Annotated in this window: 11 protein-coding genes; 3 read left to right on the plus strand and 8 right to left on the minus strand. The window is 54.1% G+C overall.

What is annotated here, in order from left to right:
• Positions 1-52 precede the first annotated feature (52 nt).
• Together recG and ubiA are read left to right on the plus strand one after the other, a co-directional pair.
• Positions 53-2,161, plus strand: coding sequence for an ATP-dependent DNA helicase RecG (gene recG, locus MK323_02855; GenBank protein MCH2481099.1), 2,109 nt, complete (start codon positions 53-55; stop codon positions 2,159-2,161).
• Positions 2,154-3,011, plus strand: coding sequence for a 4-hydroxybenzoate octaprenyltransferase (gene ubiA / locus MK323_02860; GenBank protein MCH2481100.1), 858 nt, complete (start codon positions 2,154-2,156; stop codon positions 3,009-3,011). The genes recG and ubiA overlap by 8 nt, the downstream gene beginning before the upstream one ends.
• Before the next feature lie 34 nt (positions 3,012-3,045).
• Here the strand turns inward: ubiA and uvrD are convergent, their stop codons facing one another.
• The 8 genes from uvrD to MK323_02900 form a co-directional block, all read right to left on the minus strand.
• Positions 3,046-5,217, minus strand: coding sequence for a DNA helicase II (gene uvrD, locus MK323_02865; protein ID MCH2481101.1), 2,172 nt, complete (start codon positions 5,215-5,217; stop codon positions 3,046-3,048).
• Positions 5,218-5,256: 39 nt separating this feature from the next.
• A complete protein-coding gene (locus MK323_02870) occupies positions 5,257-5,733 on the minus strand; it encodes a dihydrofolate reductase (protein MCH2481102.1) in 477 nt (158 codons plus the stop codon).
• 84 nt (positions 5,734-5,817) lie between these two features.
• The gene (gene thyA / locus MK323_02875; protein MCH2481103.1) at positions 5,818-6,696 is read right to left on the minus strand and encodes a thymidylate synthase; all 879 of its coding nucleotides are present in this window, start codon (positions 6,694-6,696) and stop codon (positions 5,818-5,820) included.
• 43 nt (positions 6,697-6,739) lie between these two features.
• On the minus strand, positions 6,740-7,999 hold the full coding sequence (locus MK323_02880; protein ID MCH2481104.1) for a hypothetical protein: 1,260 nt from the start codon (positions 7,997-7,999) through the stop codon (positions 6,740-6,742).
• A gap of 167 nt (positions 8,000-8,166) precedes the next feature.
• Positions 8,167-8,874: a molecular chaperone DnaJ gene (locus MK323_02885; GenBank protein ID MCH2481105.1), complete on the minus strand. Its 708-nt coding sequence runs from the start codon at positions 8,872-8,874 to the stop codon at positions 8,167-8,169.
• Between the two features lie 4 nt (positions 8,875-8,878).
• Positions 8,879-9,520: a VWA domain-containing protein gene (locus MK323_02890; protein MCH2481106.1), complete on the minus strand. Its 642-nt coding sequence runs from the start codon at positions 9,518-9,520 to the stop codon at positions 8,879-8,881.
• 164 nt (positions 9,521-9,684) lie between these two features.
• A complete protein-coding gene (pepN, locus tag MK323_02895; protein MCH2481107.1) occupies positions 9,685-12,324 on the minus strand; it encodes an aminopeptidase N in 2,640 nt (879 codons plus the stop codon).
• Between the two features lie 67 nt (positions 12,325-12,391).
• A complete protein-coding gene (locus MK323_02900) occupies positions 12,392-12,580 on the minus strand; it encodes a hypothetical protein (protein MCH2481108.1) in 189 nt (62 codons plus the stop codon).
• A 265-nt stretch (positions 12,581-12,845) separates the two neighbouring features.
• Between MK323_02900 and MK323_02905 the strand changes: the two genes are divergently transcribed.
• On the plus strand, positions 12,846-13,052 hold the full coding sequence (locus MK323_02905; GenBank protein MCH2481109.1) for a YdcH family protein: 207 nt from the start codon (positions 12,846-12,848) through the stop codon (positions 13,050-13,052).
• Positions 13,053-13,113: the final 61 nt, after the last annotated feature.

Below are 13,113 nucleotides of genomic sequence, written 5' to 3' on the forward strand. Positions count from 1 at the left end.
GTTTGATTGGTGGAGAGCTAGACTCGCCTCATGCTGCCGGTTGACCCATCCTGTGGCTGACCAACATTTGCCCCAACCCGCTGGGGCCAGGTTAGCGTCGCAGGAAATCACCGCGCTTAAGGGAGTGGGTCCCCAAATCCAATCCCGGCTTGCCCGGTTGGGTATCCGCACAGTCCAGGACGTCCTGTTTCATTTGCCACTGCGCTACCAGGATCGCACGCGATTTTCACCTATGGGTGGACTTACGGCCGGTAGCGAAGCACTTGTGACCGGTGTGATCGAGCTCTCCGGCGTACGCCTGGGCCGTCGTCGTAGCCTGGTGTCGGTTATTTCAGACAATACCGGCAGAATTACTATGCGACAGTTCCGATTCACAGCAACCCAGCAACGCGCACTGGCACGAGGCGGCTTGATCCAATGCTTTGGTGGAGTCCGCCAAGGTTCAACTGGCCTGGAGATGGTCCACCCTGAATACCGTTTGCTGCAGAGCGAGTCAGAGGCCACTGCGGAGCAGACATTGACGGCCGTGTATCCGACTACCGATGGCGTCGGCCAGCGCAAATGGCGGGATATGATCAGACAGGCGCTGCCACTTTGTGTAACGGAGATTGAAGAGTTATTACCTAAGGGTGTCGACGTCCCGGGCGTGGAGATATCGTTGGCCGACGCCCTCACCATTTTGCATTGCCCGCCTGTGGGAACCGATCCTCTTTTGCTGATGCAAGGATCTCATCCTGCCCGGCTAAGGCTGGCATTTGAGGAAATGCTCTCGCATCATATTGCGATACGACAACGGCGATCCTACCGCGATCGACTGTGTGCTCCGTTGATGCCGCCGTCCACCAGGCTTTGGCCACAACTCTGTGAACAACTGCATTTTCCGCTGACCAGTGCACAGGTACGGGTTGTTGAAGAGGTGTTCAACGACCTGGCCAGTACGGTTCCTGCAATGCGACTGGTTCAAGGGGATGTGGGATCCGGGAAAACTGTGGTGGCTGCTGCTGCAGTGCTCGCCGCAGTAGAAGCCGGTTGCCAAGCTGTGGTTATGGCGCCGACAGAACTGTTGGCCAGACAGCATTTCGAGAGTTTTGAAAACTGGCTCCAGGCCCTAGGAATAGATGTAGTGTGGCTGACCAGTCGGGCAACAGTTGCGACTCGTCGACAAGCCTGTCAGCGCTTGGCCAATGGTGATGTTCAGGTCGGTATTGGTACCCATGCGTTGTTTCAAGACGGTGTTCACTATCACAACCTGGGGCTGGTGGTCGTAGACGAACAGCACCGCTTCGGTGTCGAGCAGCGACTGGCGCTGCGGGACAAAGGGCGCACAGATAATTGTGCACCCCACCAGCTGGTGATGACAGCCACCCCGATACCGCGTTCTTTGGCTATGGTGATGTATGCAGACATGGATGTTTCGGTCATCGATGAGATGCCGCCTGGGCGACAACCGGTAGAGACAGTTGTGATGCCCAATTCCAGACGTCAGGCAGTACAGGAACGTATCCGAGAATCCTGTGCCCGGGGTATGCGAGCTTACTGGGTCTGTCCTTTGATCGATGAGTCAGAGCTGTTAGACGTAGAGGCGGTCACGCAACGTGCAGAGTCCTTACGCCAGGACCTGCCTGAACTGCGGATCGAGCTGTTGCATGGTCGCAATACACCGACAGAAAAAGACGCCGTCATGAACGGGTTCAGGAGCGGCCAGGTCGACCTGCTGGTCGCAACTACGGTTATTGAGGTCGGTGTCGATGTGCCTGAAGCCAGTTTGATGGTGATCGAGAACGCCGAAAGACTGGGGTTGGCCCAGTTACATCAGTTACGTGGTCGAGTGGGCCGCGGAGACCGAAAGTCAGCCTGCGTCTTGATGTATCAGGCCCCACTTGGAGAACGTGCGAAGGTGCGGCTGTCGACGATGCGCGTGACCAATGATGGATTCGAGATCGCGCAGAAGGACCTCGAACTGCGTGGTCCGGGCGAGTTACTGGGCACGCGTCAAAGTGGCCTGCCGCAATTTCGCATTGCTGATCTGACCCGCGATCACATGTTATTACAAGACGTCCGGGAGGTTGCTGCTCAACTGCTTGAAAACGGTGAGACGAAGCTGATCGATCGGTTGATCCGTCGCTGGCTCAGAACTGAAGACGGCTTTTACAGTGCGTGATCGCCTGTTTCTTTACGTGCGCCTGGCAAGGCTCGATCGACCGATCGGCTGGCTGTTGCTGATGTGGCCCACACTTTGGGCTGTCTGGATCGCAGGTGATGGTCAACCACAAGTGCAGATCGTCGCAGTGTTTGTTACTGGCGTAATTGTTATGCGTGCAGCAGGATGTGTGATAAACGATTACTTTGATCGCGCATTTGATCCGCACGTCCAAAGAACTCGAAACCGACCCTTGGCAACAGGCAAGGTCTCTACCCGGGAGGCACTGATCCTGTTTGCAGCCCTTATCATGGGAGCACTGGGATTGTTGTTAACCCTGAACCGACAAACCATTGTACTGGGCTTGATCGGGGCGGCGATTGCGATCAGTTACCCCTTATTCAAACGCTTTACACACCTGCCACAACTGTACCTAGGGATTGCATTTTCCTGGGGGATTCCGATGGCATTTGCTGCGCAAACCGGTCGTGTGCCGGCGCTGGCCTGGTGGATTCTGTGCGCCAATCTGTTGTGGACGGTCGCTTACGATACCATGTATGCGATGGCTGATCGGCCTGACGACCTCAAAATCGGGCTCAAATCTACCGCCATTCTTTTCGGCCAATACGATCTATTGGTTAACGCAGTGTTGCAGGCTCTCGCACTGGCGGTACTTGGCATCATCGGCTGGGGGCTGCATCTGAACGGTTGGTACTATCTGGGCCTGGTCGGCGCTGCGGGAACGGCTGTTTATCAATACCGACTGTGTCGCGGTCGCGATCGAGACATGTGTCTGAAGGCGTTTATCAACAATACCTGGTTCGGTGCTTGTGTATTTGCCGGTCTTGTTTTTTCCTACCGCCTGAACTGAGTAGCAGCAGCAAACACACACCCACCGACGTCAATCAAGCGGGATCCAGGTTGGCGTAGGCCAACACCAGCCATTTATTGCCAGCAGTTTCGAATCGAACCTGAACTCGGGCATGCTCACCCTGCCCCTCTACACTAAGGACAGTACCATGACCGAACTTGACATGATGTACGCGAGCACCCAGGTCAATACCCGGGCTGCTTGTCTGAGCCTTGCTGTTCAAGGCTTCGGCAGGTGTCGAGATAGCTCCGGTCAATACGGTGGACGAACGTACCTCAGCAACCAGTTCTGCTGGGATTTCTCTTAGAAAACGAGACGGGCGGGTATAGCTTTCCCTGCCATGCAGCCGCCGGACCTCGGCCCAGGTCAGAAAAAGTTGCACCATGGCCCGAGTCATACCGACGTAACACAGACGTCTTTCCTCCTCGAGTCGACCCGGTTCATCGATCGAGCGCTGATGCGGAAAGAGGCCTTCTTCCAGGCCGCTCAGAAATACAAGCGGGAACTCAAGCCCTTTGGCCGAATGAAGACTCATCAGCTGTACGCAATCTTCCCACTCTTCTGCTTGCCCTTCACCAGCCTCCAGTGCAGCGTGTGCGAGAAATTCCGATAGTGGATCCGGATGTTGGTCGTCGGCCGGATCGTAATTGAAATGACGGGCTGCAGTGACGAGTTCTTCGAGGTTTTCTACCCGCGTCTGCGCTTTTTCACCGTGCTGTTTACGGTAGTGATCGATAAGCCCGCTGCGCTGCACAACGATGTCCGTCTGTTCCGTCAGATCAAGATCTTGTGTCGATGCGTCAAGCGCTTCGATGAGATCGGTAAAGTGCTTCAACGAGGTCCGGGCTCTGGTCGGTATTTGTGTTTTACTTGCCAATTCAATCGCAGCGGACCACATGGAGGTGTCAGACGCCCTGGCATGTTCACGGATTGCGGTAGCTGTTCGCGCACCGATGCCGCGAGTGGGGACATTGACGACCCGTTCAAAAGACGGATCAGAGTGGCGATTTGAGATCAGGCGCAGGTACGCCAGAGCATCTTTGATCTCGGCCCGCTCGAAAAACCGGAGTCCACCATAGACCCGGTAAGGAATGCCTTCACTGAGCAGGAGTTCCTCAAAAACACGGGACTGTGCGTTCGAGCGATAGAGGATAGCAATAGAATCACGGCGATGGCCTTCATGCACCCACTCGCGGAGGCGTTCCACGACGAACTGAGCTTCGTCGATTTCGTTAAAAGCAGCGTAAAGCCTGATCGGCGCACCAGCCTGATCTTCAGTCCACAGTTTTTTCCCCATTCGGCCGACGTTGTGGTCGATTACGCTGTTTGCTGCCGCGAGAATTGTTCCAGTCGATCGATAGTTCTGTTCCAGCCGTAGGATCTGCGTATCGGGAAAGTCTTTCTGAAACAAGTCCATGTTCTCAATTCGGGCACCCCGCCAGCCGTAGATCGACTGATCGTCATCGCCTACAGCAGTGATGCTGTTACGCGGCTGTGCCAACAGCTTCAGCCAACGGTACTGTATGGTATTGGTATCCTGAAACTCGTCGATGAGGATGTGCTGAAAACGTTCCCGATAAGCGTCTCGGATTGGCCCGTTGTTCTGAAATAGCTCTAGGCACCGCAGCAGAAGTTCTGCAAAGTCAACCAGTCCAAAGCGCTGACACAGTGATTCGTAGTGGGCGTAAACTTGGGTCAGAGTCTGATGCTGGTTATCTGATGTCCCTTCAAGTTGTGGGGGACGCCGGCCCTCGTCCTTGTTGCTGTTAATAAACCACTGTACCTGTCGCGGTGGCCAGAATCCCTCATCAAGATTAAGTTCTCTAAGTGAACGGCGCACCAGACGGTGCTGGTCCTGGGCATCAAGGATCTCGAAAGAATCCGAAAGACCGGCGTCGGCGCAATGAGTGCGCAGGAAACGGTGTGACAAACCATGAAACGTGCCGAGCCACATGTTGCGCATTGGAGAACCGATCATGCGTTCTACCCGGTGGCGCATTTCCAGGGCCGCTTTGTTGGTAAACGTAACAGCGAGGATAGACAGTGGCGACACCTCGAGTGCTGTCACAAGCCAGGCGATTCTATGGGTCAGAACGCGGGTCTTGCCACTGCCGGCGCCGGCAAGAACAAGCATCGGACCGGGATCCTTGGATACTGCCTGACGCTGAGCGTCGTTCAGATCATCAAAAATGAAAGACACGTCCATACCCGCTAAACACTCAAGTCAAGGACACGAGGTTGAATGTTACCCGTCGGCACTTCGGGTTACAGTCGATTGTCGGTAATAGCGGCCATGACACAACCTGGGATCCTCCACCAGCGGCGTCATCGGTTCTGCCTGCCACACAGACGGGTCCAGTTCAGGGAAAAACACGGTATTTCCAGCCGAGATTTTGTCAGGCACCTGCGTGACATCGATGAAATCACAATATTCGAGAGCCGCTGCATAGAGCTGTCCGCCGCCGATAAACCAGACATCGCCAGTGCAGGTGGCCAGTGCAGCCGGGATCGTTGTATAGCACTGGACATCATCGAGCACCGAGCGGGTGATCACAACGTTGCGTCGTCCTGCCAGTGGTTTTGCGCCAATCGATTCCCACGTGCCCCGGCCCATAATGATGGTGGCGCCCAGAGTCAGCCGCTTAAATCGTTTCAGGTCGGCCGAATAGTGCCAGGGCAGTTTTCCATCTACCCCAATGACACGGTCTTGAGTGATTGCCACAATTGCTGCGCGCAATGTCAGCCCCTAACTTGAGCCAGCAGAAGATTTCTGGCAATCCGTGCAGCTACTGCTGTCATCGTACAACTACACGGCCACCTTGAAAGCAATCGCCTGGTGGGGTTCGTAGCCGGCCAGAGAAAAAGTGCCGAGCAACTCGTCCGTCGTGGCACTGAGGAGATCTTCCACGTCGTTGAGTGATCGAACAGCACTGTTTATGGTCAACTGTGGCAATGGTTTGGGTTTCCGCAGCAGCTGATCACGTAAACCGGGTACATGGTCGTACTCTGCCATACTGCCATCAGGCTTGGCGGTATAGATGTGCGCATCGATCAAGGTGTGACCAAAGTAACCCACCGGTATACCCGCAAAACGACTAAACAGCTCGAGCAGGAAAGCGTAGCCGGCGATGTTATAGGGCAGCCCTAGCGCAACGTCACAACTTCGTTGGGTTAAATGCAGACAGAGCAGCGGCTCGGCAGCCTCATCGCGCTGAACATTGAGTACCCACAGCGCATGGCAGGGGGGTAAACCGCTGAACTGGGCATTGCCTGGTGCCCAGGCGGATACCACCAAACGGCGACTGTCCGGATTTTGCCTGAGTTCGTTCACAACCCAGGCCACCTGATCGTTAAACGAGGCGTCGTCTTGATTATGTACGGGGAAGTGTCGCCAGAAGTTGCCATAGGCACTGGGCACGCGGCCGTCTTCATCCGCCCAAGGGTCCCAAAACTTACAGCCATGCCGGCGCAGCAGGCCAATATCGGTGCTGCCGGAGAGAAACCACAGATTTTCAACGACGATATTTTTCCAGGAAATCTCTTTGGTGGTCAGTAGTGGAAAACCCTGGCGCAGGTCAATCTGAAAATTTAAGTTAAAAGTTGAAAGAGTATCGACGCCAGTTCGATTGGTCTTTCGATGACCGCTACCGAGTACGGTTTCGACGACATCAAGATACTGCTGCAATATGCTGTGCTCTACCTGTGCTAGGGATTTGCTGAGCCAGTGGCTACAGCGCTTGGTCAGAGAAATAATGCTCTATCGCTATACGTGCAACGTAGGCCGATTTTACATACCACTTTTCCTTGTTGATGCAAAGTACCGCGTAAGCGAGCTTACGGTCACCGCGCTTGGCATAGCCCACAAACCAATCGTAAGTACCGGCAGGGTCTGTCCCGTTGAGTGTGCCGGTTTTGCCACCGACTTCGACGTTTGACATCTTGCCGGTGAAAAAGTTGTTAAAAGACTTTTTTGCCGATCCTTTGCGTACAGTTAAAGTCATCATATTCTGCAGTTGGTGGGCGGTTGACTCGCTGAACACTTGGCGGGCATAGGGCTCATCATCAGCATATAGAACGATACCGTTGGTATCGGTAATCGCATCGACCAGACTCGGCTGGACAATAAACCCGCCGTTGATGGTCGCCGCGGCCAGGACCGCAGCATGAACCGGACTCATCGTGGTTTTTTGGGTCCAGCCGGACGCGGCTTCTACGATAGACCAGGGGTTGTCCAGGTTTAACGCGAGGCGGCTTGGGCTGATCTCGACATCACTTTTTATCTCCCGGTTGAACCCCAGTCGCTGAGCGTAATCCAGCAGTGCTTTACCGCCGACATGCTGGACGCCCAGTCGACCGAATACGCTGTTGACAGATTTGGCAAAGGACATTTTCAGAGGCAAGTGCCGGGTCCATTGATTGTCCTTGTGGTGCAGTACTTGTTGGCGGTAAAGGCTGGTGGTTTTGCCGTTGAATGGAATGACGGTGTCAGCATTAACCTTCCCCAGATCGATAGCAGCGCTGGCCGTTACAAGTTTGAAGACCGAAGCAGACGGATACGTCGCCTGTAAAGCGAAATTGGCAGCGGGCTTTGTTTTTCGGCGGTGATTGACCAGTGCCAGAATCTTGCCGGTATCCGGGTCCAGTCCAACAAACATCCCGTAATCCGGTCCATATTTTTCAAAAATCGCGTTGACAGAATCACGTAGTACCCGATCGGTGTTGTAGTGGATTGTTGCCGGGAGTCGCCGGCCTTGGCTGGTAATGGTGATCTCGCGCGGATACGCATTGTTCTGCACTGATGGCGTTATTGCGTCACTGATGACGTGCCGGTCCACACCCCACACGGCGCTGCGTTGCCATTCTGTGGAACTCAGATGCTCCGGCCAGGACAACATGCCACCGATCAGGATCACGGTTACAAGCGCAATCTGCAGCGGACCAGACAGGGTTGTCTGTCTGACAGTTTTACGACTGCGCTGGTTGCTCATATGCACGGGGTGTGTAGTTCTTGACCAGGATGGCAGTTGCGCCGGCGTTCGGCGGTGCCTCATGCAGCACCTTTTTCGTGAATCGCCCTGCGTTTAGCCCGCACGGTCCACATGATATCTGAGTATAAAGCGACTGAAGGGAAGAAAACATATCGATGGCTGTTTGGTCAGCTGGTCATGGTTTCTCGGGCCTGGTTGATCAGAGTAGCCAGGTAATCCGATCCCCCACGATCGCTGTGCAGACGCTGTATCAGGCGGCGATGTGCGGCCTTGATTTCTTTATTCGATGCGTCTTCGGCCACACCTAGAATTTCCGCAGCTTGCCGCCGGCTCATGGAGCCGCTGGGTGGCACCGCCGCCGTGTCCCCGGTGTCGGTATCCGCTCTCCAGTTTTCGCCGTGGTGGCGATCAAGATAGGATTCGAGCAAAGCAGCAGACTGGGCATCCTGCACCTGACAGGTGGACAGCAACTCGAGTAGATTTTCGAGGCTCATCTGCTCGAGCTGTTGTCCGGCAAACGCTCCGGCAATTACTTCACCTGCCAGATCGCCGCTGTCGTGATCCAGTGTCATGCGCAGAAAAGCGGTTTCCACCTTTGAGACCTGGCCAGAAGCAGGGCTCCGTGTCGATTTAAACATCTGCCATACCCGCCGTGCCATTAATACTCGTTGTAGCCAGGGAAGTGCCGCACTGACTGCTGCGAACATCCAGTGAATTCGCCCAGTGACCACCAGCAGCAACAGCACACCGGCGACGCCGTAGAGCAAAATCATCTTGAGCGCCTTGCTGCGTTGGGCCGGCGAGACCTTGCCGAGCCACGATGCCAGCCACATCAGACCCACCAGAGCGAGTAAAGCGAGTACCAGTCTGATCACGTTTTCAGTTCTTTTTGCTGATCTGGTGGCTGAGTTTGAGTACAGTGCCGCCCCGTTCACGGCCGAATTTTTCAAGCGCTTTCTGCCCACCGGCTGCATAAACCGCCACAGCACAAAGGAGATCGCGCAACTGTGCAGCGCTGTTGGCGTCGAACCGGCACCAGGCACCCGAGCTGAGCCGTGCAACCTGGCGAAACGTTCGCTCAGCAATTGGGTTGTCACCGTCCTGAAAAATGAACACCGGGATCCGGAGGATGCCAAGCTCACCAGCCAGTTTGCACAGAACGTCCGGGTCTTCCTCCATGGCATCACCGACAAATACCAGAGCGTTGACAGGCTGGTCCTGTTTTGTGGCGTGTGAGAGAACGCGGGCAATCTGGGTCTGTCCTGCGGCACAACGTATGGCCGTCATGTGTTTGAGCAATGCCTCAGTGTTGCTCATCCAGGGTGTCGAGGAGAACTCCATAAAACCGCGGTAGTGAACCAGCTGTATGTCGAGACCGCCCAATGCGTCGGTTTCTTCAAACATCCGACCCTGAATGTGACAGGCCCTGTCCCACAGGGGTTCCCGACTGGCCGTAGCATCCATGGCGAACAGCAGTCGTCCCCGGCCAGCTGGGCGGGAAGCCAGTGGCGTGGACCTCACCTGCTGCAGAAAGTTGTCAATGTCCTCGCGGCTTGATGTTTCCAGCGATCTGTTGGGCGGTTTTTTCAATTGCAACAGCGCTTAACAATCAGGTGATCAAGACGGATCATAACACTGTAGAGAGTCTGTCAGCAGGTGGTCGAGGTGAGGATCCGAACTGCCATTTAAGAGAGAATACGATCAATGATTTCAGACACATCTTTGGACAAATCGGGTTGTGCTTGAATGTGTTCAAGCTGCCCCCGCATCATTTCCTGTCGTTCGCTGTTGTAACGCCGCCAGAGATTGAAGGCTGACAGTAGTCGGGCTGCGACCTGCGGATTAGTATGGTCCAGTTTCAATATGTATTTACTAATGAATGCATAGCCTTGACCATCGATCTGGTGAAAATGTACCGGGTTGGCATGGGCGAAGGCTCCGAGCAGGGAGAACACTTTGTTTGGATTTTCCAGCTGAAACAGGTCATGTGATGTGAGCGCTTTTACGTGATCAAGCGTTCCAGGCAAATCCGACATTGCCTGAACCCGGAACCACTTATCCATGACCAGCGGGTAATCGTGCCAGCGATCGAAATAGTGAGCCAGAGCAGCGCTGCGTTCTGGATGTGGTGAACAGGCGAGCAAGGTTAAAGCAGCCAGGGCGTCAGTCATGTTATCGGCTGCGTACAGCTGTTGGCTGGCAAGACGTGTGAATTCTGGTTGTTCAAGCGCCATCAAGTAAGACAAGCAGGCGTTACGCAGAGCCCGCCGAGCGCTGTTGATGCTGTCTGTCGGATTGTTCCCTGTCGTCTCGAACCGGTGGTAGAGCGCTTCAAAATCGGCTGTAAATCGTCTAGCTAGTGCCAGTTTGACCGTCTTTCTGGCCTGGTGGAGCCGGTCCGGCTCAATAACGGGGGTGATCTGCGAAAGGTGGGCATGATCGGGTAGGGTTAAAACGTAGGCTTGAAAGGATCTGTCATCGAAGTCGTGCCGTAACGTATTTTCAAAGGCCACTGCAAAACGATCATTGAGCGAAAACGTACTGCTCTCAACAGTTGTCTCAAACGCTCGCAATACTTCGGTGCTGGAAAGGCGCTGCCCCGCATCCCACCGGTTAAATGGATCGTCGTCATGCTCCATCAGAATCGCGAGTTCGTCATCTGACAGATCAGGTTCAAGTTCTACTGGTGCCGAAAACCGTCGCAACAAGGAAACCACTGGTTCTTTCACGACGCCTTCAAATACAAATTGCTGCTCTTTCTGGTACAGGCTCAACATATGTTCATGTTTGGGTTCGCCCTGCTCCTCGACGGTTGTCTTCATCGCCCGTCCGGAGCGATCAAATAAGGCCGTGGCGAGGGGAATGTGAAACGGTTTCTTGTGATCCTGATCAGGGGTGGGCGGGCACTGCTGAGCAACAGTCAGGGTATAGCATGCCGCCTCGGCATTATAAGTGCCTCGGGCAGTCAGTTTGGGGGTGCCAGCCTGCTCGTACCAGAGTCTGAACTGCGAGAGATCCAGGCCACTGACGTGTTCCATAGCGCAGACAAACTCCTCAGTTGTCACCGCTTGGCCATCGTGGTGATCAAAATACTGGTCGCAGCCTTTTCGAAACAGAACCGGGCCAAGTAGGTTCGCCAGCATTCGCACCACTTCAGCGCCTTTGATGTAAACCGTCAGTGTATAGAAGTTGTTGATTTCGGCATAAGAGGCAGGTCTGACAGGGTGAGCCATCGGCCCGCTGTCTTCGAGAAATTGTTGGCCGCGTACTAGTTTGGCGTCTTCAATCCGCTTGACACCGGCCGAACCCAGTTCTGCACTGAATTCCTGGTCACGGAAAACAGTGAAACCCTCTTTCAGACTGAGTTGAAACCAGTCTCGGCAGGTGACGCGGTTCCCGGACCAGTTGTGGAAGTATTCGTGACCGATCACCCCGGTGATCGCCTGATAATCCTGGTCACTCGCTGTTTCAGGAAGTGCGAGGACGTAACGGGTGTTGAAAATATTGAGACTCTTGTTTTCCATGGCTCCCATGTTGAAATCCTCGACCGCAACAATGTTGAAACAATCAAGGTCATACTCCCGGCCATAGCGCAGTTCGTCCCACCGCATTGCTTGCATAAGCGCATCCAGCGCGTGACGGCATTGTCCGAGGTCTCGCTCAACAGCGTAGATTCGCAAGCGAACATCCCGGGCACCTGCGGTTGTGAAACTATCCTCGATAAACCCCAGATTTCCTGCAACCAATGCAAACAGGTAGCTGGGTTTAGGGTGCGGGTCGTGCCAAATGACCTGATGACGACCGTTTGGAAGCGTTTTTGTTGATAACCTGTTTCCGTTGCTCAATAGGACGGGACAATCAGTCGCGGACGCGTTGAGGGTCACGGTATATTCAGAGAGCACATCCGGCCGGTCGATAAAATAGGTGATCCGTCTGAACCCTTCCGGTTCACACTGGGTGCAGAAATTACCACTGGACAGATACAGCCCTTCTAGTGTGGTATTGGCTGCTGGGTTTATCCAGTTTTCAATCTGCAGCGTAAACTGACTTGGCACATCGTGTACTGTGAGCGAGTGGTCATCGATGGTGTACTGATCGGATGTCAGTTCTTTGCCATCGAGCCTGATACTCTCCAATACAAGTGCCTCGCCATCGAGACGCAGCGAACCTTGGTCACCACTGAGTCGTCTGATTGACAGTTGCGAGCGGACCCGAGTGTTATTGGCTGACAGCTCGAAGTGGAGCACCGTCTTGGTGATCAGAAAATCCGGTGGCTGGTAGTCACGCAGATAAATACGGTCCAGCGTGGTCTTTTCAGGTGTCATGAGGTATCCGGGTTAGGGTTATGGCGTTACTGTAATAGTCAGCTTTATTTTCACCGCAGCGTTGATTTCAGATTATCTGGATCAACACAAACACGAAAAGACTTATCATCGCGATGGGTATGATTAACCCAATCCAGTCGCTTTTTGCCTCACGACTGACCTTCATCATCTTCTTGATACCCGGGGAAAACCACAGAATTACCAGTAGGACCAGTACACCCAACAGCAGCTTTTCCCAGGTAGCAATCGGCTCCATTTTCTTCCGGTCGTTCGAGTACCGGCCATAGCCATGATTGGCCGGGATTACCCGGATTGTGGGCGAGATCTCTGGTTTGAACAAGCTGCGTAAGAGTCTGGGGGGCAGTACCAAACAGAGGGGTGAAAGCCGTGTGAAAAAGGAGTAACATGGATTTTAGGGCAGGCAACACGGGACCTGACCTGCGGTTGAAACTGAAAACATGATCCCCGGGGTATTATTAGGCACAGCGCTTTGACCAAGAGCGCATGAGGAAAGCGATCCTATGACACAAGAGCAAGGTGCTGGTGTTGCGGCGAAGATCCAGGAACTCAAATCCGAGCATCGCGCGCTGGACCAAGAACTCCAGAACATGAGCAACGATCCAACATTCGATGACCTTCAGATTCGAAGACTCAAAAAACGAAAGCTTTTTCTCAAGGACAGTATTACACTGCTCGAAAGTAGACTCGTTCCTGACATAACAGCTTGAAGCGATGTATTAAACGATACTAAAAACGCCCCCAACTTGGGGGCGTTTTCGTTTTGACGTC

The organism is Gammaproteobacteria bacterium, assembly GCA_022450155.1.
Lineage (GTDB): Bacteria > Pseudomonadota > Gammaproteobacteria > Arenicellales > UBA868 > REDSEA-S09-B13.